The following is a 25,580-nucleotide window of genomic DNA, read 5'->3' as shown; positions in this document are numbered from 1 at the left end:
TGTTCGTCTGTGAAACGGCTGCGCTTCATTCCCTGGTCCTCTCAATGGGCCAGAGCTTACTTCAAAATGGATTATTTCAACGGGGCAAGGTCACGACACCAAGCCCTAACAGCAAGTCTCTTGATGCACCATGAACCGGCGCGATCCTGGTGCGAAGTTTGAAAAGGCCGGCGAACGCATACGGGTCCTTACTTGATTCTCCCACGTTGATCAGTCGGAGCTCCGAGTGTGCGCCCTGCTCACTCATAGGAAATTGGGAAGTATTTTGGGTCGGCAAGGAGGCTCGAGGATTGGCTCCAATATCATTGCGCCACGCCTCTCGTTGTCGCGGTGCGTAGCGGCCATTCCGATGCAGCAGAACCTCTTGTTAAAGCGGGGCCGACGTGAAAAAGGAGTCCTCGCTCGGACGCCTCTACCGCTGCCGTCCTGACGGTGTCTTCGGATCACGTCCGCTTGCTGGTTGCACATGGTGCCAATCCAAATGCCGCCCACGTGGCGAGGGTATGTTGCACTTCGCGGTCGCCAGCAACTGCCCCGACTGCGTCAAGGCGCTCGTTGAATCGGGGGCAGACGTCAACGCTATCAGGGTGCGGTGTGATCCTAAACGCAACCCCTCTATAATAACGGCTTACCCCCTCGCAAAACACGTTCATGCGGATATTGCCGCCTACCTTCAAGGGTATCGTTGTTCAGAAGTCTGCGCCGATTTCAGCGAAACTGGCGAACGGCGATCCAATCAAAGGTGCATCTGCTTCGCCTACACTTGCGCCAGCCGCCATGTCACTGGCGTGAAGGACCTGCCAAGACGGGGCCCGAACCTGTGGAGCGTCGTAGGACGAATGAAGACCTCGACACCGTTCGGCCACTGCACCAAGACACCGAGAGTCTGGCCGGGTCCGTGTACATACGAGGACCTCAATATCTTCATCGCCGGTCCTCCTCTCACAGCGCCAGAGGTAGATATGGACATTGGTGGCGCACCCGACGAGGCCGATCGGCTGAACTGATCGCTCGCTTGAGAACGCTCAGCGACTGGCCTGTGCCTCTGCGCTGAGCCACGTCGAGGAGAGGTGAGACAAGGCGGCTAAAGTGGCTTTGGCACCCTTTTATGTCGTGTGGTCGATCCAGAGCTTCGTAGTGACCAGCAGCTCACTTCGATCTTCGGGGCAGCTTTTCTTACGGCGTGAGCCAGGTCGCTAACTTTATGAAACGATGGCCAACGAGCTTGATTCATTCAGGAAGGCCTGCGCTACGAAGCCCATCAAGGAATCGTTGCCGATCGGCGTCGAATTTGTAAGGCAGCCTCTTGCCCCATTCCGTGATTGAAAAATCGGGCTTCGCTTCGACTGCCATCGCAGCATGCTTCCGCGCGTCCTCGATTTGACCAAGCTTGGCGTGACAGGCTGCGACATAGGCATGGTAGAACGAGGGGCGGTCTACTATGCGGCTATACGCATCCAAAGCTTCGCAATAGAGTCCTGCATCGTGCAGCACGTATGCAAATGAACGCCAATACCAGTTGGGATGGTACGGGTTGAGCGACATCGCCTTGCGAGCCCATTCGACGCCCTCATCTGCTCTCCCGAGGTCTCGCAACATCTGCGCTCGGTACATCGCGGATAGCGCGTCACCGGGGTTGAGAGAAATGCTCCTCTCTGAATGAAACTCCGCTCGATCATATTGTTCAAGCCGCTTGTAGAGGAGGGCCAGAACCCTGTGGCAGCGGGTATCGTTGTCGTCGAGGGCGAGCGCCCGACGCGCACTCGCGAGCGCACGCTCGAGTTCCCCCGACGAGCGCGGCCCGACCCATTGCACGTAGATCGCCAAGGCGAGACATGCATGACCAGCCGCATAGTCTGGATCCAGTTCAACCGCCTTCTCGAACAGACATCGCGCTTGTGTGTTATGCTCCTCGCCCTCCAGGTTCAGCTCCTCGAGGCCGCGCAGGACATAGTCGTAAGCAACCATGTCATCCGGCCGCTTGCGCTTGGCGAACCGGGCGCCCGCCGCCTCGACCTGTCCCACGAGGGTCGCCACGATCGTCCGCACGACTTCGTCCTGCACCGCGAAGACGTCCTCCAACTCCCGGTCATACCTTTCGGCCCAGAGATGTGCATTGCTCACCACATCGATGAGCTGGGCCGTGATCCGGATCCGGCTGGCGGCGCGGCGAACGCTGCCTTCGACGACGTATTGCACGCCGAGCTTATGTGCCACTTCAGCTATGCTGATCTTCTCGTTGCGAAAGGCGAAGGCCGAATTGGGGGCGATGACGAAGAGGGTTCGGAAGCGGGACAGCTCGGTGGTGATATCCGCCGTGATACCGTCGCTGAAATAGACTTGCTGCGGGTCGTCGCTCATGTTTGCGAACGGCAAAACAGCGATTTTGACTTTGCCGAGCATGGGGGCCGGCGCACGCACCGGCTGGTTCGCGGGGTCGGCACGCCCGCGCAGGTGAAATACGCGCAGCGGTTCGGCTATGTTCTTGACCTTGCGTGGACCGAGGTCCTCAAAAATGAAGTCGAGTTTATTCGTGACCTGCTCGTGCACGCTGGCGGCGACGCAAATTCCGCCGGGCTCCGCTAGCCCCTGCAGCCGATCCGCGATGTTAACCCCGTCGCCCTGAATGTCGTCGTCTTCGACGATCACATCCCCGAGATTGATGCCTACTCGAAATTCGAGCCGACGTTCTGGCATCCGTTTTGCATTTCGTTCAGCCTCGACGGCCTGCACGTCGGCGGCGCACCGAACGGCGTCGACGACACTGTGGAATTCCACCAACAGTCCGTCGCCCATGAGCTTGACCAGACGTCCGTGATGCTCGCTTATTTTTGGCTCGAAGACATCACGCAGTTCAGCCTGGAAACGGGCGCGCGTTCCCTCCTCGTCGAGCTGGCTGAGACGAGTATAGCCGACGACATCGGCTATCAGGATGGCGGCGAGGCGGCGCTGCATTTCCAATCGTAATTCAAAGCTGTCACTCGTGCGAGTATACAGATAGTCGGAGATGTTGCCATTCCCGTTTCTCACCGCACCTTAGCTGCTGGGTCGGCAGTGTTCCTCCATGATCGTCCCTCACCTCGCCAGTTCGTTTACCCCAAGGGCGCCATCCCTACATCAGTGCTCCTGTATTTCTGCCCAATGTGGATACGTATGAGAGTTCCCTCGCGCTCGAGCACGCGACTTCGCCTGGCTGTCACGATCGATGTAGACCATCTTTTTCACGAAGCTGTGCGAGGAAGCGGCGTTGTCGACCTTGACCTGCTCGCCTCGGGTCCAGTTGTAGACATTCTGCCCTGTGCAGCCAAGCACAGAACCGATCTTCTCCCATGAGACGCCCGTGATCCTTTTGATCGCGGCGAGGGACGACGGAAGTCCTTTCTCAAACGGCGGCATCAACGAGCAGTGAGAGTTCCAGCCGCCACGGCGATGCCATTTCGAGCGGAGGAGCATCCCTGCGCCTCTTAACTTAGGCGGGTAGTAAAGACGCAGCCTCGTTCCGCCCGCAGCGAGTTCGGATACTTCCGGCTTCAACATATTTCCGCGAACAACGCATTGAATGCTAGGCAACAGCCGGAACGGGCGTCCCGTCCTTCCAAGTCTTGAGTAGCACTTCAATGAACTTCTCGGCGGCGGGCGACAGCTGCGCGCCGCGTCTGCGGACGATCCCGATGGTGCGCGTAACCACTGGGTCAACGATAGGGCGCGAGACCAAATACGGGTGCTCTTCCTGAGGGGTCGCCAGTCTTGGAAGAACTGAGATGCCGAGCCCAGCCTCGACAAGCCCCAATGAAGTATTGAGATGGGTGACCTCATAGAACCAGTTCAGCCTGAGGTTATGCTTCGCGAGCGCGCCATCCAATAAGGCCCGATTTCCGCTTGATCGATCGACGACAACGAGTGGGTAGCCATCGAGCTGTCCCCAGTTCAGTTGTTGATGAGCTGCAAGGGGGTGATCCCTGCGCATTGCAAGCACGAACGGGTCATCGATCAATGGCTCAAAGGAAAGATCCGGGTCCGAATTTCCCATCAGATTGATTCCGAATTCCACCTCCCCCCGTGCCACGGCTTGAAGGCCCTCGTTTGCCGTCAAATCACGTATACGAAGCCTGATATGGGGATAGTCAGATCCGAACTGCTTGATCACCGTGGGCAGAAAATAGAAGGCCGCGGTCGGAACACAGGCCATCGTGATTAGTCCGCGGCGCTTAGACCCTCCATCCTTTAAGGCAAAGAGCGAGCCATCAAACTCCTCGAGCATCCGCCTTACCAGCGGAAGCAACTCCTGCCCTGTGGCTGTCGCTGCAACGTGACGGGTCGTCCGATCGAGTAGTGGCGCGCCGATGGACTGCTCCAGCTTCTGAATGCGTCTTGTCAGAGCTGGTTGAGAGATATTGAGTGCCTCGGCGGCCCGATTGAAACTTTCGAGATCCACGACTGCCTGGAAAGCGCGGAGATCCAGAATCTCGCAATTGATGCTCATTTCGCAATAATCCCCTCAAAGATTGCATTTAACAAATAGCCTGATGTTTCGCATATTGCAATAAGCGGGCGGATTGATCCGACTAACGCAATATTCGAGGACATGTAATGAACGACCTGATACGCATACCTTGCGTCCTTATGCGCGGCGGCACTTCGCGGGGCCCGTTTTTTCTGGCCTCCGATCTGCCCGCAGATCAAGCTGGTCGTGACGCAGCGCTGCTCTCCATCATGGGATCGGGCCATCCGTTGCAGATTGATGGAATTGGAGGAGGAAACCCGGTAACGTCTAAAGTTGCAATCATCGGTCCCGCCAGCGTTCAGGGGGCAGACGTCGACTACCTGTTCGCCCAAGTGCGGACCGATCGACAGCTCGTGGACTACTCACCGAACTGCGGCAACATGCTCGCCGCTGTGGGTCCATTTGCGATCGAGGCTGGACTTGTGCCCGCCGGTAATTTCGACACGCTCGTACGGATTCATAACGTGAACACGGGAAAGATCATCGAGGCTAAGGTCCCGACCCGGAAAGGCGAAGTCATCTATCTGGGGGACGCGTCGATCGATGGAGTTCCGGGCCTCGCCGCGCCGATCGCCCTCACCTTTCTGGACGCAGCCGGCGCAAAGACGGGAAAGCTCTTTCCTACGGGCAAGCCGCTAGACGTGATCGCCGGGGTCGAAGTCACTGCGATCGATTGCGCAATTCCGATGGTTCTTGTTCGCGCCACAGACGTAGGCGTAACTGGCTACGAAGACGCTGGATCGCTATCAGCGAACCATGAGCTCATCGACCGCCTTGCCTCCATTAGGACTGAAGCAGGGCGATTGATGGGAATGGGAGATGTGTCCGACACGGTCATCCCCAAACCCGTTTTGATTTCCGCAGCCAAGAAAGGTGGAACTATATCAGTGAGATACTTCATGCCCAATGACTGCCACCCTGCTCTCGCTACCACAGGTGCCGTCGGGATTGCCACGGCCGCCACGACCCCAGGGACGGTAGCAGCACAAATCGTCGGCGAACAATCACTGCCGGCGCTAGTTCGTATTGAACACCCCAGCGGACGGATCGACGTGCAGCTGGAGACTCGAAACGGATCGACGGTCGCGGGCCTTGTGAGGACCGCGAGGAGACTATTCGAAGGATACGCCTTCGCTAAGCCGAAAGAGCGTGTTGAAAACGCTGCATAAACCGCTCCGGCGAAGACCCGAGCACATAGGGAGGAATTCTCATGCGTAAATATCTCTTGGCAGCAGCTACAGCGCTGTCTCTCACTTCCGCAGCTCATGCCGCCGACCCTGTTCGCATGAGCGTGGGCTCCTATAATCTCAACAACTTGCCCTTCCCGGTGGCTGAAAGCCTCGGGTTCTACAAGGAGGAGGGTTTGGACGTCACGACAGAGAACTTCGCTCAGGGTGGCTCGAAAGTCCTCCAGGCCCTGGTGGCTGGGTCGACCGACGTCGCTGTCGGTTTTTATGACCACACGATCCAGATGCAGTCCCAAGGCAAACATGTCGTCGGCTTCGTCCAGCTCGCAAGGAATTCAGGTCTTGTTCTCGCTGGCAAGAACGATACTGACTTCGATCCGGCCAAGCCAGAAACGATCAAAGGCAAGAATGTCGGCATCACTGCTCCAGGTTCTTCGTCTGACTTCTTCATCCGCTATTATCTCAAGCAGCATGGTCTGACCGATAACGATATCTCGATCATCGGCGTCGGCTCTGGTGCCGCGGCTGTAGCCGCCCTCCAGCAAGGGAAGATCGACCTCCTGGTGAACTATGACCCCGCCGCCACGATCGTCGTTGAGCGTGAGCTGGGTAAAATTCTAATCGACGCAAGAAGCGACGACGGTGCCAAGGCCGTATACGGAGGCATTTATCCAACATCCGTACTCTATGCCAACCAAGACTACATCAACGAGCATCCTGACGTAATTCAGAAGGTCACTAACGCAACCGTGAAAGCACTTCATTGGATGAAGGATCACTCTGCTGAGGAGATCGTGGCCCAGCTCCCGGATGATTTCGTTTCGGGCGACAAGCAGACGTACATCAAGGCAGTCGAGAATGCGAAGGCAATCTTCTCGCAGGATGGCCGGTTCACGCCCGCGGACCTCGAGGTTCCTCTCGCAGTGCTCAAGAGCTTCAACGAAAGCGTTGGCAAGGCCACAATCGACCTCAACACGACGTACACAAACAAGTTCGTCGAAGCCGCTGGCCATAGTGCTGAAAATTAAGGGGTGTAATAATGGCAAACGCAGTAAGGAAAATCGAGGCGGTGTCTCAACCTGGCCTTCCCCCGATGGTCACCATAGACAACGTCACCATGGCGTTCGGATCCTTTGTCGCAGTTGAAAACGTGAACCTCACGGTCGGCAACGGGGAATTCCTTGCCATCGTGGGCCCTACGGGTTGCGGTAAATCGACAATTCTCAATGCGGTCGCGGGCCTTCTGAAGCCGGCAAAAGGAGAGGTCTGTATTGACGGGACGCCCGTCAAGGACGTGCAAAACAACATCGGGTACTTGTTCCAGCAAGACGCGTTGCTGCCGTGGAAGACGGCATATCAAAACGTCGAGTTGGGTTTGTTGTTTCGCGGGGTGGCAGCCGAAGAGCGTCATCGCAAGGTCACTGCTTGGTTGGAGAAAGTTGGACTCAAGGGTTTCGAGAAACGCTTTCCACACCAACTGTCGGGCGGCCAGCGCAAGCGCGTACAGATGGCGCAGGCGCTAATCACCGAACCAAAAGTCATCTTGATGGATGAGCCCTTCTCGGCGCTGGACATTCACACTCGCCACTTGATGCAGAACGAACTGCTCAAGCTTTGGCAAGAAGACCGGCGCGCGGTGGTGATGATCACCCATGATCTGGAAGAGGCTATCGCTCTGGGCGACCGCGTTATTGTTCTAGCTTCCGGACCACGCAGTCGTGTGATCGAGAGCTTCGGTGTAGATCTCGAACGTCCACGAGACGTGGCCGAGATCAAACTCGACCCAAAGTTCATGACCCTTTACCGCGATATCTGGGCGTCCCTACGGGGAGAAGTGGAGAAAAGCTATGCAGGCCATTAACGTCCGCCTAATCCAAATCACACTGCTGATAGTAATCCTCGGCGCTTGGCAGTTGGGCGTCACATACGGCCTTATCGATCGCTTCTTCTTCCCGGCACCCTATGACATCGTCAACCAGGTGATCAGTTGGGTAAGCGATCCGGGCTTTTACAAGCACGTCGGCATTACGCTCAGCGAGACTGTGCTAGGCTATCTCATAGGGACCGGCCTTGGTGTCGCCGCCGGCGTATGGCTCGGTCTGAGCCCCTCTATCGCGCGTATCCTCGACCCGTTCATTAAAGCCGTCAACGCGATCCCGCGCGTGGTGCTTGCTCCTATTTTCGTCCTGTGGCTGGGGCTCGGCCTGTGGTCGAAGGTAGCCTTGGCGGTCACGCTGGTCTTCTTCGTCACGTTCTTCAACGCGCTTCAGGGCGTCCGCGAAGTAAACCCAGTCGTGCTGTCGAATACCCGCATCCTCGGGGCGCGGCGGTCCGAGTTGCTACGCCATGTCTACTTCCCAGCAGCTGCAACGTGGATTCTCTCCTCGCTGCGTACCTCCGTCGGCTTTGCCGTGGTCGGCGCAATCATTGGCGAATACCTCGGCGCATCTGCCGGTCTCGGCTATCTAATCGCGCGCTCTGAGGGTAACTTCGACGCGGTGGGCGTGTTCGGCGGGATCATCATCCTCGCGGTATTCGTTTTGATCATAGACCTGTTCCTCGATGTGGCCGAGAAGCGTCTCATCACATGGAAGCCACGGCCTGGCGAAGAACGGCCGGCTTAGTGGTGATCTATCTCATTACGCGAAAGGGCGGCACATAAGCCGCCCTTTCTTTTGCTACATTGCAGGTTCGCACGAAGTCTGGCGTGATGTAACGGGCCAATTTATGGACCTCGGTCTTATCCTTTCAGGTCCACCTAGCAGCAGACCGTGCGGTTCCGGCCATGAACCTACTCATTGATCGCGCAGTCCTCAACTGTCTTTCTCCGCATATCCAAGCCTGGGCCACGATGAGGTGACTAACACAGAGGTCGTCGTTCACCGCGGGAAGCCGTCGTCGGGCCGTCATGAGACAGCAACTACCCTGAGTTCGTTTTTGAAGCAGCGCCCATTTGGGAGCGGGATGCATTGATTATGATACTTGCGGACCGCCCTGGGGAAAGCGGCGAGGTACCATTCGCTCCAGCTTAACACCGTCTTTTCCCGACGTTGGCCTAAGCCACTTCGAGACTAGGGCTGGATCTTGAAGCTCATCACTACGCAGAGCACGCGACTGTCGGTCGCCTTTTCACCTCACTTCTTCTTTGTGGCGTTTTGGCTCGCCTTTGCCAGAGAAAATAGAGTCGGAGGGGCGGCGTAACTATTTGTAGAATTTTACTTTTTTGGCTTCCTACCTTGTTGTCTCGTATCTGACTCTTGGAAAAGCTCGACCAAGTGACCAGAGGCTATGAGCGCCGTCCGTTGCAAAGTGCATCGATGGCCGCGGGATAGCTTCGCACAGGGCGGTCGAGTCGGCGGCATCGTGCCGGACCTCATGGCCAACATCAGCGTGTGCGCCTAGCGGTGAGCTTTCGCGCAGGCGTCCATGCCAATCAGGCAAGGGCCAAGCTTCTCGAAGACGGTGTGCATCTGCCCCAGTCGCAAGAACGGTGCAGAACAACCTGCCCATCTGCATCAACGCTTAGTCTCTCCCACCGGGGCGGCTCCTCTATATCACAGGCGCTGGCGGGTCGGCCGAAAAGGAACCCCTGGCCATAGTGACAACCAAGCTCTCGTAGTGCGGAAAGCTCTTCCACGGTTTCCACACCCTCGGCGACAACGTGCTTTCCCAGTGCCGTTGCCATATCGATGATGGCCTTCACAATGGCAAGGTCGGCGTTGGAACTTGTCATTGCACGCACGAAGGCGCCGTCGATCTTGATCTGGTCATAGGCAAGTTCCTTAAGGTGTACGAGGGACGCGAAGCCGGTGCCGAAATCGTCAAAGGCAACGATGAAGCCCGCCGCCCGCAGCGCCTCGAGCTGCATGCCTATATCGACGCCCTGCTCCGACAGCATGACCCCTTCCGTGACCTCGATCTGGAGATGCCGAGGCGACAGTCCTGCCGACCGGGTCGCGTCCAGGATTTCATCGACAAGGCAGCGGCTGTCGGGAAACGCGACTAACTGCGACGACGAAACGTTGATCGCGATATGCCCGAAATCGACGCCGGCCGTCACCCACGCCCTGGCTTGTGCGACGGCGCACTGCAGCACAAAACTGCCGATGCGCCTGGAGAGTGCTGGGTCATCCAGAGCCGCGGCAAAGGCCGCCGGACCGATTGCCGAGCCATCTGCTCTCTTCAGCCTCAGAAGTGCCTCAAAGCCGACGCGCCGTCCGGTATCGAGCGCAATCTTCGGCTGGTAATGGAGTGCGAAGAGACCCTCCGCGAGCGCCTCTTCCGCCAGGGCCAGCGCCGCCTTGTCTAATTTCGCGCGATTGAGCCGACCAGAATCGATCCGGGTCAACAGATACCGGTCTTCGGATTGCAGGAGACGTTCCACGGCGCAACGCGCCAGCCGAGCCAGCAAGCCGCGTACGTCGGCCCCGAGACGTCGCGGCACCCGATCGAGAACGCAGAGCGAGCCGAGCCGAAGCCCAGGCTCGATCTCCAGCGGCACGCCGGCATAGAATCGGATTCTATCGTTTCCCGTGACGAAAGGGTTTTCTGCAAAACGGACATCGCGAGCGGCGTCCGGCACAACGAAGGGGCTCGACGACTGGATTGTGTAGTCGCAGAAGGCATCCACCCTGGAAGACCCGACACCATCAATGCCCCGCTTCGACTTGAACCACTGACGTTCGCCGTCCAGCAAGGTGATGAGGCCAATCGGCGCATCGGCCGCAAGGCAAGCAGCTTCGACCAGTGCATCGAGCACCGGATCCGCACCGGACGACACAATGGACAGTTCTCTCAGACGTTTGAGGCGAGCCGCTTCGTTCGGCGAGGGGCCTTCGCGTCCAAACGTTTCCGCGGAAGTCAGGTGACGGTCAACACACTGAAGCATATGGCTCTTCTATTCCTACCGTTGTTGGATTTCGCTCAGGCGATAGCCCACACCGCGGACCGTCTTGATGACCTCACCGCTCGCGGCATCCAGTTCTGCAAGCTTGCCGCGCAGCCTGTTGATGTACACGTCGATCGTCTTGTCGCGAGGATCGTGTTCACGAAAGAGCGCCTGACGTGCAATGCACGACTTTGAGCAGTCTTCTCCCACACTATTGAAAAGGACCTGCAGTATCCTTCCTTCAAGTGCGGTCAGCGGCTGATTGACGCCGTCGAAATTCATGGAAAGGCGTGCGATGTCGCAATCTATATTGCCGATCTTGAAAGCAACGCTCTGCCGCAGAGTGCTGCGGCTTGATCGCGCTTCGTGCAGGCGATGGACACGGGCGCGCAGTTCCTTCACGCTGAACGGCTTCATCACATAGTCATCCGCACCGACACTGATGGCGTCCGCCCGGCTATCGGCGTCTCCAACGCCCGAGATCATGATGATAGGCACGTCGGAGCGTGAGCGCGCTGCACGAAGCAGCTCCAGGCCGCTCCCGTCGGTCAGGTTGATGTCGATGAGGATGCAATCATAGGCAGCAAGTTCGTTTGAATGAATGAAGCGGTTCGCTTGCCTCACGGATGCAAGACAGTCCAGCCGGTCCCGGGAATCCGACCAGTTCAATCGCAACATATCAACGACGTCTCGCTGATCTTCGATGATCATTATGTTCATGGTCTCTTCGAATGTTTGGTGGGGTAACCAAAGCCTCTTTCCTCTCCATCATAGGGCGGGGCTGGCATTGGGCGCAGCATGGGCAGCACGTTTTCGCTAACTGATATGGTTCTTGGGCTGAGGCTTTCCAAGGTGGAAAACGACGAGTTCATACGTGCCAGCCGATTGACGAAGTCTGGCCTCAATTCTTTGACGAAGCAAAGATGCAGGACCCCCGGATCGCGCTCAACAACGATACTGCCGACCAAGACGTCAAACCTGCCGAAAACAAGGTAAAGGTGATCGGGAATCTGCGACTTTCCAATCCGCACCGTCGCCCCACCCTCGCTGATCTCCATGACGAGGCAGCGTACGATTTGCGTCTTACGCATCCATTTTCCGGTGAAGAGGAGATTGCAGAAGAGCGTAACGCTTCGGCGGTACCACTTACGGCTGAAGTAGTCGGATTCTACGCGGTTGAGATAGGTCGTTCTCTTTGTCGCTTTCACAGTGTGACCTCCATGCTTGCCGGAACCTCATCCGCGGGCGGAAGGTGGCAGTTGGTGGCATCGATTAGAACGTCTCACCGTTAAGCGACAGTGGCGCCAAGTTTAAATAAGGTAAAATTTAGTGATCCCTCATGGATTGCGGCATCGCTTGGGACTATCGAGAGGTTGAAATCAGCGAGGTCTGAGGAGGATGCAAGTCGTGCAATGGAAAAACGCAACTGCTGGCAAGGGCTATGGCATCCTGATGACCGGTCTCAGGCAATGTGCAAGGGATCGATTTTGCTGGGGAGTGCTGGTTGGCGCCATCTCCGCTTTCGTCGTGACATGGCTGCCGACGACTGCATGGCTCTATGTGATGGGCGCAACGCTGATCATGGCTTGGCGAATCCGTCAGGATGGGGTCCTGCATCGCGACGCTCCCCGACGGTCGCACGATATCATTGGAGACCAGGCTCTTCTCAAGATTGCCGGCAAGGCCGCCAAGCTCGGCGGATGGGTGGTGCATCTGCCGGACCGGAGAATCGAATGGTCGGATGAAACCTGGGCGATCCACGAGAGACCAAGGGGCAGGCCGGTTACTTTCGAGGAAGGGATCGGCTATTTTGCGCCGGAATGGCGAGATGCGATCACGCGGCACTTCGAGTCCTGCGTTGCGACCGGTCTACCCTACGATACCGAGGTGAAGATCATTGATTGCACGGGCCGGCGGAAATGGGTTCGCGCAATCGGCGTGGGGATCCGCGATGAGATGGGCCACATCTCCCGAATACAGGGTGCCCTCCAGGATATCGATGAGCGCAAGCGGCTGGAAAATACGGCAAGGGATCTTGAGCGGCGCTTAGCGGAGTCGATGGAGAACATCAGCGATGCGTTTTTCCAGCTCGATACCGATTGGCGCTTCACCTATCTTAATCATCAGGCCGAATGTCTGCTGGAACGCCCGCGATCGGGGCTTCTAGGCCGCCTGATCTGGCAGGAGTTTCCGGAGGCCTCCTCGGGGATCATCCGTCAGCACTACGAGCGCGCCGTCCGCGAAAACCAGACGGCCGATTTCGAAGTATTTTACGAGTCCCTGGACGCATGGTTCTCGGTCACCGCCTATCCGGGTCCGGCAGGGCTGACTGTGTATTTCCGAGATGTAACGAAGCGGCATGCGGCCGATCAGCACTTGCACCTGCTGGAAATGGCAATCTCGAGAATCGAGGATTTCGTCATGATAACCAAGGCCGCATCCCAGCCAGGGGGCGACCAGACGATCGTTTACCTCAACGAGGCCTTCGTCAGGATCACCGGCTATTCCCCACACGACGCGATCGGCCGCTCCCCCGGCTTTCTCCAGGGGCAGCGGACTGACGCCAACACCATCGACGAGATCAACAGCGCCATCGCGCGGTCGGAAGCGATCCGAGCCGAACTTGTCAACTACGCAAAGGACGGCCGCGAGTATTGGGTAGACATGAGCATCGCACCCATTGTCGACTCCGCTGGTCGCGCCACCCATTTTGTCGCGACCGGTCGCGATATCACCGACAGAAAGCGAACGGAAGAAAAGCTGGCTGAAAGCGAGGAACGCTTCTCGATCGTCGCCATGATGACCACAGACGCGATCTGGGACTGGGACATTGCAAGAGGTCATGTACAATGGAATAGCAATATGGCCTCCGTCTTCGGGCATGAGGACATATCGGTGGAGGACGGTTTTCGGGAATGGGAATCCAAGATCCATCCGGACGACCGCGCACGCGTAGTGTCCAGCGTGCATGCAGCAATTGATGGGCGAGCAGAAACGTGGCAGGAGGAATTTCGCTTCCGCCGCGGAACGGGGACCTATGCCGAGGTCCTCGATCAGGCCCATATCATCCGCAATGGCGCAGGCGATGCGACCCGGATGGTAGGTGGCATTCGGGACATCACCGAGACACGGCTGAACGAGGCAAAACGGCTGCAGGCGCAGCGGCTTGAAGCGATAGGACAACTGACGGGCGGCGTCGCCCATGATTTCAACAACCTGCTGACGGTCATTATCGGGACTGCGGAGACATTAGCCGACGAGATTGCCGATCCGCGACTTTCTGCAATCGCGCAATTGAACCACAAGGCCTCGCGGCAAAGCGCCGCCCTCACACGCCAGCTCCTCACCTTCGCGGGCCGGCAACCCCTCGAGCCGGCGTCGCTGAACATCAACAGAACCATACGGGCCATGGAGGGATTGCTGTCGACTGCTCTTGGCGAAACGATCATCCTGCACCTTGCGCTTGATCCGGCCGCAGGTCACGTCAGAGCGGACGCCGCGCAACTGGAAGCGTCCATCATGAACCTGTGCATCAACGCACGCGACGCAATGCCGGATGGTGGCAGGCTGGTGATCTCGACGGCGCAAAGCGGGGACGACGCGGTGATCCAAATCTCCGACAACGGCGACGGAATGGATGCGGAGACGCGCGCAAAGGCCTTTGAGCCTTTCTTCACCACGAAACCGTTCGGCAAGGGCAGCGGGTTAGGTCTTAGCATGGTGTACGGCTTCGTGCGACAATCAGGGGGCGGGATCGAAATTGAATCGGAGCCGGGCAAGGGAACAACCATTCTCCTGTCTTTTCCCCGACTTGCGTCTATGGAAACATACGCGGAGCCTGTCTCGAATGGGCTGCTCAAGGGTGGCAGTGAGCGCATTCTCGTCGTGGAGGATGATCCTATGGTCCGGGATTTCGCCGCCGATATACTCGTTTCGCTCGGCTACTCCGTCACATGCTCCGGTGATGCAACGGAAGCGTTGAGGATAGTGGAAACCGACGGCCCATTCCATCTGGTTTTCTCGGATGTCGTCATGCCCGGCCCGATTGACGGCCACGCCATGGCGAGGGAGATCATGGCGCGTCATCCGAACCTGCCGGCTGTCCTGGCCACAGGTTACGCCGACATCGAACGCATCGGCGCCACGTCGCGATTCCGGCCAATTGCAAAGCCCTATACGCGACGGCAGCTCGCGGAAACTTTGCGGGAGGCGATCGACGCGTCGGAAAATAATAGATGAGCACCCCTGCCTTTGATAGGTCGAACAGGGACGATCAAAGCCGCGCGCACCAGCGCCGAGTTGCACAGGCGCGGCCTCGCCGTTTCGCGCCTAGACTTAGACTACAGACTAGCGATGGTCTGCCCGTGTCCCGGCTTAGACGCAGTCCGACCGACTTATTCCAGTAGCCTCCGCCAAAAGTAGCCGCCATATGTCGATCGGTTTTGCGAGCAAGCGGTCGATCTCGCTTAGCAGCGGCTTGAGGTGTTGCATTTCCATGTGCGCGTCGAGATCCGCCTGGCTCTTCCAGTTCTCGTAGAACACAAACACGCAAGGATCGCCCGCATCGACATGAAGGTTATAGTCGATGCAGCCTTGTTCGGACCGGGTAGGCTCGACCTGATTGACGAGAAGGTGCAACAGCTCATCTCGCGTTTCCGGACGGGCCGTCAGCGTTGCAATGAGCGAAACGGTCATGGTATCAGCTCCGCTTCTGGCTGAGCGCTACGGCGAGAATGATGATGCCGCCGCGGGCGATCAATTGCTGGCTGAATTCTAGCCCCATCAGGATGAGACCGTTATTGATGAGGCCGATCATCAGGGCGCCGACGATAGTGCCGATTACGGTTCCCTTGCCGCCGAAAAGGCTCGTGCCGCCAAGCACCGCCGCGGCGATGACCGAGAGTTCATCACCCTCGCCGAGCTGGAAACGACCGGACTGCAGGCGTCCCGCGTAGAGCATGCCGGCGAGCGCTGCCGCGGAGGAAGAGATGACCAGCACCCTGAACTTGATTGCCTTGGTGTCGATGCCGGAATAGCGCGCCGCCGTCTCGCCGCCGCCGGTCGCCAACACACGCCGGCCGAAGCCGGAGCGCCGCAGCGCGATGTGGCCGATGCCGCCGAGCACGGCCATCCAGAAGAGCAGTACCGGCACAGGGCCGAGATTGCCGCCGCCGAAGAGCCACGAATAGCCGGGCGACAGGATCGGCACGGCAGCCGTCGCGGAAACCCACATGGCGACGCCCTTGGCGATGCCCATCATGGCAAGCGTGGTGAGGAACGAGGGAATGCCGATGCGGGTGGTCAACCATCCGTTGAACATACCGACCGCAAGACCCGTAGCGATGCCGACACCGACCCCGGCGACCGGTCCTCCGACGGCGATCGCCATGGCAACGGTGACGGTCGAAAGGCCAGCGACCGCGCCGACCGAAAGATCGATCTCACCGGCCGAGAGCACGAAGGTCATGGCGATCGCCATGACGGCGATCATGGCCGTCTGCCGCACGATGTTGAGCAAATTGTTCGGATTGAGGAACCCCTTGTCGGCCAACGCCACCGCGAAGACGACGAAGATGACCACGAAACCAATGTAGATGATGTTCTGGCGCCAGTTGGCGAAGAAGGCGTTAGCCATTGGATACCTCTTGAACCGCAAGGGCTTTCTGGATTTCGATCTGCAGCCGCTGTTCGGCCGCCTGGAGGCGGTGCGCAAGATCATCGGGGGGCACCGCCGGGTCTTCCAGTGCCTCGCGCGCCAGATCCTGGTGCACGCGCCCCTCGGACATCACGAGAATGCGATCGCAGGCGGTCAAAAGCTCGGAAAGTTCGGATGAGATCATGATGATGCCCTTGCCGGCGGCGGCAAGCTCGCGAACCAGACGGATAATCTCGGATTTCGAACCGATATCGATGCCTGCCGTCGGCTCGTCGAGGATGAGGATGTCCGGATTGGTGGCCAACCACTTACCTATAACTACCTTCTGCTGGTTGCCGCCCGAAAGCGTCGAGACGGCGTGGTCGCGGCTCGCCGTTTTCACGCGCAGGCGCTCGATCTGCGCGTCAGTCAGGTTGTTTGCCGCCTTGGTATCAACGAGGCCACCCGTGGAAAGCCGGTCGATGACGGCGAGGATCATGTTGGAGGCAACCGAATGGGCGGGAATGATGCCCTGCGTGGCACGCGCTTCCGGCACCAGCGCGACACCCGCGGCAATCGCGTCGCCCGGCTTACGGATCGTGACGGCGCGGCCCTTGATATATATCTCGCCCTTGACGGCCGGGTCGATGCCGGCGATCACCCGCGCAAGCGACGAACGGCCCGAGCCGAGCAGTCCTGCGAGCCCCAGGATTTCGCCGCAGTGCAGCGTCAGGGAAATGTTCTTAGGCTTTTGAATGCCGCTGACATTTGCGAGTTGCAGCAGCACTTCGCCCTTGACGGCCTCGCCGCGCTCGACGTCGGAAAGCCCTTTCGAGCGTCGGCCGACGATATGCTCTATCATCGTGTCGATCGGCAATTCACTCAGCGGCGAAGTGATGACGTGGCGACCGTCGCGCAGGATCGTCGCGCGGTCGGCGATGCGAGCGATCTCGTCCATACGGTGGCTGACATAGATGATTGCCACCCCCTTCGCCTTCAGCTTGCGCAGGAAGATGAAGAGCCGCTCGACATCGGGAACGGCAAGCGCCGTCGATGGTTCGTCCAAAACCAGCACCTTGGCATCCTGCGAGATCGCCTTGGCGATCTCCGTCAACTGTTTCTGGCCGGCGCCGAGATCGCCGACCACGGCCCTCGGATCGACGAAGACGTCGAGCAGCGCGAAAATGTCCGCTGCGCGCCGCTCGGCTTCCCGGTCATCGATAAACCCCGTGCCGTCACGGCATTCGCGTGTCAGGAAGATGTTCTGGGCAACCGTCAAAGTCGGAACCAGACTCATTTCCTGGTAGTTCATCGCGATGCCGGCCGCGCGCGATGCCTCCGGCGAATGCGTCGTCAGGGGCAAGCCGCCGACCTCGATTGCGCCCTGGTCGGGGCGATGTACCCCGTTAAGCACCTTGAGGATCGTCGACTTGCCGGCGCCATTGCCGCCGAGCAGGGCATGGACCTCCCCGGGCAAGACCTCGAAGGACACGTCGTCGAGCGCGCGTACCCCTCCGAAGGCCTTGGATATGCCGGTCATGCGGACGGCAGCGGCGCTCGCAGTCATCCCACCTTCTCCCACTTTCCAGTTTCGCCGGAGCGGATGAGGGCGTCGGCGACGAGTTCCGTCAGCAGTCCGTCCTCGAAGTTCGGGCTCGGTTGCCGGTTCTTCGCAATAGCCGAGAAGAAATCGTAGCACTCGACGATCTTCGTCTCCGAATAGCCGATGCCGAGACCGGGGATTGGCCAAAGACCGTTGCCATAGGGGTGCGCCGGACCGGTATAGACGGTGCGGAAGCCTCGGGCATCCGCCGGATCGTCGGCAAACATCACCTGAAGCTCGTCGCGGCGCTCGTAGTTGAAGTGGATCGAACCCTTGGTGCCATGGATTTCCAGCGTAATGAAGTTGTTGCGGCCATAGGCGTTGCGGGTGGCTTCCAGGCTTCCGATCGCGTCGCCCTCGAATTTTAGCATCGAGACAACCTCATCGTCGACATCCACCTCGCCGCGTTCGGCGTCCGCGGCCTTCTCTGCCGCGCCGAGCTTGTCGACACCGCCCTGCTGTAGTGGCCGCGTCTTGTTGTAGGTGGTGGTGATCGCGTTGACCTCGGCGATCGGGCCGACGAGATAGTGGGCGAGATCGACGACATGGGTGGCGATGTCGCCGACCGTACCGGAGCCGGCAATCTTCTTCTGGAAGCGCCAGGAAAGGGGTGAATCGGGGTCGGCAGACCAGTCCTGCAGATAGGTGCCGCGGAAATTGAGAATACGGCCGATGCGGCCCTCCTCGATATATTTCTTCGCAAGCGCCACGGCCGGGGTCCGGCGGTAGTTGAAGGCGACCATATGGATGACGCCGGCGGCCTTTACCGCGTCATGCATCGCCCTCGCCTCCGCGACGGTGCGGGCGAGCGGCTTCTCACAGATGATGTGCTTGCCGGCTTTAGCGGCCTCAATAGCGATCTCGGCATGCACATTGTTCGGCGTGCAGATATCGACGACGTCGATATCCGGCCGGTTGACGACGGCCCGCCAGTCCGAGGACGCCTCTTCGAAGCCGTAGCGCCGACGCGCCTCGTCCGCCGTGCTGTCGGTCACGTCGACGACGACCTTGCGGTGGGGAATGGCCGGTGCGGGCCAGAAGAACATCGGCATGGAGGCGTAGGCCATGGCATGCGCCTTGCCCATGAAGCCGCCGCCAATCATGGCGACGTTCATCACTTTGGTCATCAGTTTTCTCCTGAAAGAGGTCGGCTGCAGCGAGCCACGTTCCGTCTACCGGCCGAAGCCGGATCATGTCTTTCGGCACGGGGCACCCTGGGTGCCCCGTGCCTGGTCGGTCACTGTCCGAGGCTTGACTTGATGTTGTCAGTCGCCTCGGCCGAATAAACCGCCTTCCAGCCATCGAGCAGCGTCTCACGCGTCACCGGCAGAGCCGGCAGCGCGACGAAGGCGGGCGCTTGCTTACCGAGCAGCGCATAGCCGGCAAGCTTGGCTTCGACCACGCCGGCGTCATAAGGCCGCTGTGCGCCAAGCCCCTTGACGAAACCGCCTTGGGCCATTGAGATCGCCACGTTCTCGCCGAGATCGATCGTGGTAATGACGAGATCGTCGCGGCCGGCAACGCGCGCTGCCGAGATCACGCCTTCGGCCGGCACGTCCCAGACCGCCCAGATGCCCTTGATGTTCGGGTTGGAGGTGAGGATCGCGGACGCCGCCTTCTCCGCATCACCCGAGAAGTCGGGTCCGCCGATGCCCTGCTCGGCCACGATCTTGATGTTGGGGTAGTCGGACGCGATCGTCGCCTTGAAGCCATCGTAGCGCTGCTTGGTGACGAAGAAGTCGGCAGCATGGAAGACAAGTCCGATATCACCCTCCCCCTTCAACGCCTTCGCCATGAGATGCGCAGCGGCGACGCCGTTGCCGTAGTTGTCAGCCGACACCACTGACACGTAATCCTTCCCGGCCACAAAGCCGGTCGGCACGTTATCCATGAAAACGAGCTTGGTGCCAGCCTCCGCCGCCGCCCTGTAGGCCCCGGCGGTCGCCGTCGGGTCGGTCGGGATCGATACGATTATGCTCGGCTTCTGCGCCATGATGGTCTCGATGTCGGAGACCTGCTTTTCCGGCTTGAAGCCGGCGTCGGTCACCGCAAGGACCTTGATACCCATGGCGGCGAACTGTGTCTGCAAGCCGTTGATCTGGGCGCGCGACCAGTCGTTGCCGCCGTAATGCATGACGATGGCGGCCGTCGCGTTCATCGCCTTGATCTTGGCCAGTTCCTCATCGCTCAACGTGACATCGGAGGCAGGCGACGGAGATTCTCCTGAAGGTCCCTTGGAAAGAACCGTCTTCTGAAGCTCCGCCAGCGCGGTATCCGGATCGGCAAATGCCGGTGCACCATATGCAAGAGTGAGCGCCAGCACGGCGGCCGTGCCTAACAGAGCTCGTCTTTTTATCATCACTTTCTCCTCCCAAAATGGGGCTCCCGCCCCGGTCACGACCGTCAGGCCGATTTAAGATAGGCCATGCTCGCTTTCGCTCCCTCAAGCGGATCAGGCCAGGAATCGAGTTCGGTACAAACCCAGCCGGCAAAGCCGGTCTCTCGAAGGGCCGCGATGATCCCGTCCGTCGGGATGTCGCCACGGTCGATCGGCGTGAACGCGAAGGGCTCCTTCTGGAAACCCTTAAGATGGACATAGGAGATGCGCGCTGCATGTTCGCGCACAAGCGCCGCCGGATCGCCACCGGCAGCGGCGAGATGGGCCGTGTCCGGGCAGAAGTCGATACCGGTAAGTGCAAAGATCTTGCGCACTTCCGCCGGTCCCTCGACAATTGTCGAGAGATGCGGGTGGTAGTGGGCGGCAAGACCCCGCGCTTCGGCGATCTCCTTTACCCGGTCGAGCGCTGCTGCGAGCTTGTGATAATCCGCCTCGCGGATGCCGTCGAAGCGCTTTGCACCGCCGCCGACGACGAGATGGGGTGCGCCGAGTTCGGCGGCGCGATCCGCAGCACGCACAACCCGGGCAAGCTCCTCCGGCAGGATATCGTCGAAGATGAAGTTGCCGCCGGCATAGGTCGCGACGAGCGTCAACCCATTGTCGTCAAGCAGCGTCCGCATGTCGGCTGCGCTGAAATCGAGCAGATTGCCGTCGAAGAGCTCGACGCCTTCGTAACCGGCCTTTGCGATATCGGCAAAGGCACGACGCATGTCCCCAAAGGTTCGATAGGCAAGATTGGTAACCGATGTAACGCCAACGGCGTCTCCGCCGAGGTTGCCCCAGCAATTCGCATGATAGGCGAGCTTGAATTCCGACATCGGCGCCTCCTCCCAGTGACTCTTCAACTCGTGCGACGAGTGTTACGTCGGCAAAAAATCTATGTCAACATTTTAAACACATATTAACCCAGTCTTTTGCAGATTTAATACAAAAGTTTGAAGTTGCCAGCCGAAAGCTTGCTGGCTATCACTTCAGACGAGATCGGAATCGCGGGCGAAAGGATGCGGTCATGCCAAGGATGGCATCTGTGGAGGCGGACATCCGCCCACGACGCAAGGGCCGCCCTAGCGTCTCGGAAACCGCTGCCCCGAGCCTCGTGGACATTCTTAATCTCGTGAGGACCGGTCGCGCGACGACCCGCCAGGAGATCGAACGGCAAAGCGAACTCGGCCGTGCCGTGGTAGCGGACCGGCTCGCCACGCTCGGCGAGCTCGGACTGGTCGACGAAAGCGAGCTCGCCACCGCCACCGGAGGCCGGGCGCCGCGCCTCGTGCGGTTTTCCGGGGATCGCGGACGCATTCTCGTCGCCACGCTCGATCAGACCGCACTCGGCGTCGGCGTTGCCGATCTTTCCGGCTCGCTGCTGATGGAGCATCACGAGACAACCGAATTCGCTCAGCCGGCGTCGGCCCTTGCAGAACGGCTGGTGACGCTGTTCCGCTGGATTCTTGAGCGGCAGTCAAATCCTCGGCTCTACGGCATTTCCATTTCCGTACCCGGCGCCGTCTCCGACGGCGGCGAGACACTTTTCCAGCGTGCCACACCGGGTGTCCTTCCGGGTTGGGAGAGCTTTCCGCTGGTGGAAACGCTGGTCGCCGCCTTCAACGCTCCAGTCTGGCTTCGCTCCAGCGTCGAAACAATGACGATGGGCGAACTCCACGCCGGTGCCGGACGCAATCAACGCACGATGCTTTTGGTCAAGGTCGGCAAACGCATCGGCGCCGGGTTGGCAAGCGACGGAACGCTGTTTCGCGGCGCGCAGGGTACCGTCGGCCTCATCGGTTCGGTACCGGTGACGCTAGGCGACAGGGCCGGCACCCTTGAGGCGATGGCGGGATCGGACCACATCGCCCAGGACGGCAGGCTTGCGGCGGAGAGCGGAGCGAGCCCAGTCCTCGCCGAGCTTGTTCGGCGGGGCGGCGATATCACGGCGCTCGAAGTCGCCCAAGCCGCCCAAATGGGCGATGCGGCTGCAATCGAGATCCTGTCGCAGAGTGGCCGGCTGATCGGCCAGGTGGTGGCGACGCTCGCCAACATGCTGAACCCGGCGCTCATCGTGCTGTCCGGTTCGATCGCCCAGACCAATGACATTCTTCTCGCCTCCGCGCGGGAGGCGATCTACGGTGCCTGCCATCCGCTCGTCAGCCGCGATCTGCAGATCATCCGCTCACAGATGGGCAGCTCGTCGGGGCTTGTCGGGGCCGCCATCGTCGCGACCGAAGGCCTCTTCGCGGCACCGATGCTGCGAGACTGGATCATGTCGGGCCAGCCCCAAACGCATCCGCTTTTCCAGCAGATGAAAACCGAGATCGCCCAGCGGAAGATCATCAAGGGAGACAGTGTCCGTCCGCCGGACATGTGAGGAGGATTTGAATGGCGATTACCGGTCTTGGACCTCACGGCGAACGCGCCTCGGCACCCGAGCGCGTGCTGCTCCTGCCCGAAGACATGGAGCGGGCGCGGGCAAGCGGCTTGCGCGTCGCAATCGTGCTGCACACGCTTGAGAGCGACTGGGCCAAGCAGCAGCTTTCGGGCATCGTCGGCACGCTCGGCAATTGCGGGGTCGCGGTGATCGACGTGGTCGATTGCGCTTTCGACCCGGAGGCGCAGATAGAGGCCCTGGAGCGCCTGATCCTTGAGGCACCGGATGCAATCATATCGCTGCCCGTCGCCAACTCGAAAGTCGCGGCACCGCATGCGCGCGTTTCAGCGGCCGGCATCAAGCTCGTCCTGCTCGATAACGTGCCGACCGGCCTGCTTCCAGGCAAGGACTATGTCTCGCTGATCTCGGCGGACAATTTCGGCCTCGGAAAGATCGCGGCGGAAGGATTGTCACCGCATCTGCCCGAGGGCGCCGAGGTGGGCGTGCTCGGCTATGACGCCGATTTCTTCGCAACCAACGAACGCGAGATCGCCTTCGTGAAATGGATGCAGGTCAACCGCCCGGATGTTTCGCTGCACGTACGGCGTTTTCCGGCGCTATCAGCGGTCGCAGCAACCACGCGGGCGCTTGCCGAAACCCATCCCGAACTTGCCGGCCTATTTGTCGTATGGGACACGCCGGCAATGACTGCCGCCCGGATTCTCGAAGTGATGGGCCGCAAGATTTCGATGGCGACGGTGGATCTTGGCCAGGAGGCCACAATCGGCCTTGCGGCCAACGAGCCGCTTGTGGCGATTGCCGCCCAGCAGCCGTTCCGGCAAGGCGAAACCGCTGCTTCCATCACCGTCACCGCCCTGCTCGACCGCCTCGCCCCGGCCTGGGTTGCCCTTCCAGGCCTCGCCGTGACGGCGCGCAATGTCGTGGAGAGCTTTCAAACCGTATGGCGCATGCCTGCGCCACATGAAGTTCTCCGCAAGCTCAGTCTGGTCGGCCTGAAGAGATCGGACCGGCCCCTGCCTTGAGAACAGAAACCCTTTAAAGGCGCAGTTCTTGTGAAGGAGCAATATTTAAGCGATGTCGAAAGCTCTGCGCGTGGTGGCGCCGGGAAAGCCAGGCTGCTGGCTATGGATCGGCCCGTTAGAGAGGCACGTGCGCGATCGGCTCGTCCCGCGTACCGACGAAAGCCCCGGTTTCAAAACGCCTTGGATGGTTTCGCCTCACCGAAAGGCGGCCTTGAGCCAACCTTTCCTGAGACGCCCATTTGTCCTGAACCCTCAGGTTGGAGCCGATTATTGCATCGCCTTCATTTCCGAGGCGGGGATCGAAACGTGAGCCGATCGCCTTGGCAATATGCCGCTATGCCGGTAAAGGCGTGGTGCAGCCGTCGGCCTATGCCCGATAGGATCGAGTCGGTCCGGTTCGCGACTGGACCTCGCGAATGAAATCCTGCGGGCGCGTGAAGAAACTGTTCTCGACGAGGACGCCGCCGATGATCACCATCGGATGCGTACGAAGAATATCGATGGCATGCGGCGCCGTCAGCAGATTGGCATCGAAGGTACAGATTACCGGGTCGTCGTAATTCGACAGCACGCTATTGAGGCGCATCTCGTACTCCACCCATTCATTGCTACTCTTCCAGTCGTCTACTGCCGCTTCGGCATGCGCGACCATCCGCGTCAAGGGGAACCCGAGACCGGCTCCGGCCTTCAGGGCCTCCTGGATGAGGACGAGCATGGCATCCTTGTTGAAGCGCCCGGTCCTGAGATAGGTATCCTCTGGCACCGCTACTTCGAGTTGCCGGCTCTTCCTCACCTTCTCGACGTCGATACCGGCGTTGCGCAACCGCTGAAAGTGATCCTCCTTGTGGTGATCGGGGAGGACGTGATAGGCGCGCTGGCCGCAGTTGATGCCGTCGCAAACAAATGGAAGCAACGTATGGTATTCTTCCGCCGCCGAGTTGAAGAACGCACAGACATGCCGGTCGCCGCGCAGCATGGTTCCGCCAAAGGGAATGGGCTGGGGCGTCGACTTCATATCAGTCTCCCGGATCTGATCTTGTATTATTATGCTGGTTTGGCACCACGCTCTTTTGTTGCTCCAGGCTGTCCGCGATCTGGAGGGCAAGCCGATCAAGCGGAGCATGATCGAACTCGCTCTCTACCTGCGCTTTGCGAAAGTGCGTCGAGAGCATGCCCCAGAGACGGCCATTGCTGCTGATCAGCGGGGTCGATTGCACGGCAGCAATGCCGTCGGCGCTCATCATGTCGAGCTCAACAGTGCCCACAAACAGGTAACTCGTCGAGACGTCTTCGACAAACACACGCATGCGCCTCGTGAGCGCCGCAGCGCAAGTGGTGTTGGTGTCGCGACGCACGATGCTGAAAAAGCTCTCGGCTTTGCTGGAGAAACCGCGGCTGGCAACAAGTTTAAGGCAGTCGGTACTTTCGTCAAAGCGTTGCAGAGTGCCCATGTCGGCGCCCGTTATGGCGATCGCGATATCTAGAGCCGGGAATAGGTCCAGACCAAGACTCCTGGAGTTTTTTAGCCGCTGTAGGGCCACGTCAATGTTTTGCCCAACCGCGCCGTCGAGGGGCTCCTTGAGTTTTGCCACCGTCGTGCCTCCGAGAGCTCCGCTGCGTGCGGCCGAGCAAGGCCGAAAATGTAAAGGGGGATTGCCGCCTAAGCCATTAAGTAATTTTTCGTAATTGTCATGGTCGTGGTGAACCGCCATGAAAATCTGACGGTCCGTGCGTGTGCTCGACTTCTGCTCTGCCGCGCCTTCTGCGAAGAGCATTTCCCCGTTGTGCGCAATGCCCAAAGGCCACATGAATTCCGGCGTCGGCCGTGCGGAGCATCTGAACGGCTATGGTTTCAGCTCTCATAACTCGCAGCATTTAAGCTTTCCAACGGTTGACGAAGGGCTGAAAGCCTCACCACGGCCCGTAGTTCCTATGTCGAGCCACCCATGCCCTTAGAATT

The 25,580-nt window shown here is 59.5% G+C and carries 21 protein-coding genes and 2 pseudogenes; 8 read left to right on the top strand and 15 right to left on the bottom strand.

What is annotated here, in order from left to right; translation table 11 throughout:
• Nucleotides 1–503: 503 nt before the first annotated feature.
• Nucleotides 504–1,007 (top strand): hypothetical protein, encoded by a 504-nt coding sequence (locus FHT97_RS31650; RefSeq protein WP_348649649.1) that lies wholly within the window; start codon nucleotides 504–506, stop codon nucleotides 1,005–1,007.
• A gap of 223 nt (nucleotides 1,008–1,230) precedes the next feature.
• Here FHT97_RS31650 and FHT97_RS26710 read toward each other — a convergent pair whose 3' ends face one another.
• From FHT97_RS26710 to FHT97_RS26700, 3 genes are all read right to left on the bottom strand, one after another.
• Nucleotides 1,231–2,955 carry an adenylate/guanylate cyclase domain-containing protein gene (locus FHT97_RS26710; RefSeq protein ID WP_183756604.1) on the bottom strand — a complete coding sequence of 575 codons (1,725 nt, stop codon included), beginning with the start codon at nucleotides 2,953–2,955 and terminating at the stop codon, nucleotides 1,231–1,233.
• Nucleotides 2,956–3,117: 162 nt separating this feature from the next.
• Nucleotides 3,118–3,453 (bottom strand): hypothetical protein, encoded by a 336-nt coding sequence (locus tag FHT97_RS26705; RefSeq protein WP_183864740.1) that lies wholly within the window; start codon nucleotides 3,451–3,453, stop codon nucleotides 3,118–3,120.
• A 109-nt stretch (nucleotides 3,454–3,562) separates the two neighbouring features.
• On the bottom strand, nucleotides 3,563–4,483 hold the full coding sequence (locus tag FHT97_RS26700; protein WP_183756603.1) for a LysR family transcriptional regulator: 921 nt from the start codon (nucleotides 4,481–4,483) through the stop codon (nucleotides 3,563–3,565).
• Nucleotides 4,484–4,590: 107 nt separating this feature from the next.
• On the opposite strand from FHT97_RS26700, the gene FHT97_RS26695 reads away from it, so the two are divergent.
• Genes FHT97_RS26695 through FHT97_RS26680 form a run of 4 tightly spaced genes read left to right on the top strand, consistent with a single transcriptional unit; the run spans nucleotide 4,591 to nucleotide 8,315 of the window.
• Nucleotides 4,591–5,673 (top strand): 4-oxalomesaconate tautomerase, encoded by a 1,083-nt coding sequence (locus tag FHT97_RS26695; RefSeq protein ID WP_183756602.1) that lies wholly within the window; start codon nucleotides 4,591–4,593, stop codon nucleotides 5,671–5,673.
• Nucleotides 5,674–5,714: 41 nt separating this feature from the next.
• On the top strand, nucleotides 5,715–6,719 hold the full coding sequence (locus FHT97_RS26690) for an ABC transporter substrate-binding protein (protein WP_183756601.1): 1,005 nt from the start codon (nucleotides 5,715–5,717) through the stop codon (nucleotides 6,717–6,719).
• A gap of 11 nt (nucleotides 6,720–6,730) precedes the next feature.
• The gene (locus FHT97_RS26685) at nucleotides 6,731–7,552 is read left to right on the top strand and encodes an ABC transporter ATP-binding protein (protein ID WP_246712795.1); all 822 of its coding nucleotides are present in this window, start codon (nucleotides 6,731–6,733) and stop codon (nucleotides 7,550–7,552) included.
• Complete coding sequence (locus tag FHT97_RS26680; RefSeq protein WP_183756600.1) at nucleotides 7,539–8,315, top strand: ABC transporter permease; 777 nt, start codon at nucleotides 7,539–7,541, stop codon at nucleotides 8,313–8,315. Before FHT97_RS26685 ends, FHT97_RS26680 begins: the two co-directional genes overlap by 14 nt.
• Before the next feature lie 682 nt (nucleotides 8,316–8,997).
• Here FHT97_RS26680 and FHT97_RS31165 read toward each other — a convergent pair.
• The 4 genes and pseudogenes from FHT97_RS31165 to FHT97_RS26665 form a co-directional block, all read right to left on the bottom strand.
• Nucleotides 8,998–9,244: pseudogene (locus tag FHT97_RS31165) on the bottom strand (hypothetical protein); the annotation flags it as partial.
• Nucleotides 9,245–9,271: 27 nt separating this feature from the next.
• A pseudogene (locus tag FHT97_RS26675) lies at nucleotides 9,272–10,579 on the bottom strand (EAL domain-containing protein); the annotation flags it as partial.
• A gap of 15 nt (nucleotides 10,580–10,594) precedes the next feature.
• Nucleotides 10,595–11,299 carry a response regulator transcription factor gene (locus tag FHT97_RS26670; protein ID WP_183756598.1) on the bottom strand — a complete coding sequence of 235 codons (705 nt, stop codon included), beginning with the start codon at nucleotides 11,297–11,299 and terminating at the stop codon, nucleotides 10,595–10,597.
• Nucleotides 11,296–11,787: a hypothetical protein gene (locus FHT97_RS26665; protein WP_183756597.1), complete on the bottom strand. Its 492-nt coding sequence runs from the start codon at nucleotides 11,785–11,787 to the stop codon at nucleotides 11,296–11,298. Before FHT97_RS26665 ends, FHT97_RS26670 begins: the two co-directional genes overlap by 4 nt.
• Before the next feature lie 199 nt (nucleotides 11,788–11,986).
• Here FHT97_RS26665 and FHT97_RS26660 point away from each other — a divergent pair, with 199 nt between their 5' ends.
• Nucleotides 11,987–14,818, top strand: a complete 2,832-nt coding sequence (locus FHT97_RS26660; RefSeq protein WP_183864739.1) for a PAS domain-containing sensor histidine kinase — start codon at nucleotides 11,987–11,989, stop codon at nucleotides 14,816–14,818.
• A gap of 135 nt (nucleotides 14,819–14,953) precedes the next feature.
• Here the strand turns inward: FHT97_RS26660 and FHT97_RS26655 are convergent, their stop codons facing one another.
• From FHT97_RS26655 to FHT97_RS26630, 6 genes are all read right to left on the bottom strand, one after another.
• Nucleotides 14,954–15,274 carry a putative quinol monooxygenase gene (locus tag FHT97_RS26655; RefSeq protein ID WP_183756595.1) on the bottom strand — a complete coding sequence of 107 codons (321 nt, stop codon included), beginning with the start codon at nucleotides 15,272–15,274 and terminating at the stop codon, nucleotides 14,954–14,956.
• Between the two features lie 4 nt (nucleotides 15,275–15,278).
• Complete coding sequence (locus FHT97_RS26650; protein WP_183756594.1) at nucleotides 15,279–16,214, bottom strand: ABC transporter permease; 936 nt, start codon at nucleotides 16,212–16,214, stop codon at nucleotides 15,279–15,281.
• On the bottom strand, nucleotides 16,207–17,781 hold the full coding sequence (locus FHT97_RS26645; protein ID WP_183756593.1) for a sugar ABC transporter ATP-binding protein: 1,575 nt from the start codon (nucleotides 17,779–17,781) through the stop codon (nucleotides 16,207–16,209). The genes FHT97_RS26650 and FHT97_RS26645 overlap by 8 nt, the downstream gene beginning before the upstream one ends.
• Nucleotides 17,778–18,944 carry a Gfo/Idh/MocA family oxidoreductase gene (locus FHT97_RS26640; RefSeq protein ID WP_183756592.1) on the bottom strand — a complete coding sequence of 389 codons (1,167 nt, stop codon included), beginning with the start codon at nucleotides 18,942–18,944 and terminating at the stop codon, nucleotides 17,778–17,780. The genes FHT97_RS26645 and FHT97_RS26640 overlap by 4 nt, the downstream gene beginning before the upstream one ends.
• Before the next feature lie 110 nt (nucleotides 18,945–19,054).
• Nucleotides 19,055–20,176 (bottom strand): substrate-binding domain-containing protein, encoded by a 1,122-nt coding sequence (locus FHT97_RS26635; RefSeq protein ID WP_183756591.1) that lies wholly within the window; start codon nucleotides 20,174–20,176, stop codon nucleotides 19,055–19,057.
• A 44-nt stretch (nucleotides 20,177–20,220) separates the two neighbouring features.
• Nucleotides 20,221–21,033, bottom strand: coding sequence for a sugar phosphate isomerase/epimerase family protein (locus FHT97_RS26630; protein WP_183756590.1), 813 nt, complete (start codon nucleotides 21,031–21,033; stop codon nucleotides 20,221–20,223).
• A 191-nt stretch (nucleotides 21,034–21,224) separates the two neighbouring features.
• Here FHT97_RS26630 and FHT97_RS26625 point away from each other — a divergent pair, with 191 nt between their 5' ends.
• Entirely contained in the window at nucleotides 21,225–22,577 is a 1,353-nt protein-coding gene (locus FHT97_RS26625; RefSeq protein ID WP_183756589.1) for an ROK family protein, read from the top strand.
• Between the two features lie 11 nt (nucleotides 22,578–22,588).
• Entirely contained in the window at nucleotides 22,589–23,620 is a 1,032-nt protein-coding gene (locus FHT97_RS26620; protein WP_183756588.1) for a substrate-binding domain-containing protein, read from the top strand.
• A gap of 367 nt (nucleotides 23,621–23,987) precedes the next feature.
• Here FHT97_RS26620 and FHT97_RS26615 read toward each other — a convergent pair whose 3' ends face one another.
• Both FHT97_RS26615 and FHT97_RS26610 read right to left on the bottom strand, forming a co-directional pair.
• Nucleotides 23,988–24,635: an MEDS domain-containing protein gene (locus tag FHT97_RS26615; RefSeq protein WP_183864738.1), complete on the bottom strand. Its 648-nt coding sequence runs from the start codon at nucleotides 24,633–24,635 to the stop codon at nucleotides 23,988–23,990.
• Nucleotide 24,636: 1 nt separating this feature from the next.
• Nucleotides 24,637–25,395: a GAF domain-containing protein gene (locus tag FHT97_RS26610; protein ID WP_183756585.1), complete on the bottom strand. Its 759-nt coding sequence runs from the start codon at nucleotides 25,393–25,395 to the stop codon at nucleotides 24,637–24,639.
• Nucleotides 25,396–25,580 lie beyond the last annotated feature (185 nt).

The organism is Rhizobium sp. BK399 (assembly GCF_014194695.1).
Classification (GTDB): Bacteria; Pseudomonadota; Alphaproteobacteria; order Rhizobiales; family Rhizobiaceae; genus Rhizobium.
Note: the sequence above shows the minus strand (reverse complement) of the source record. Positions and strands in the feature narration are given on the sequence as shown.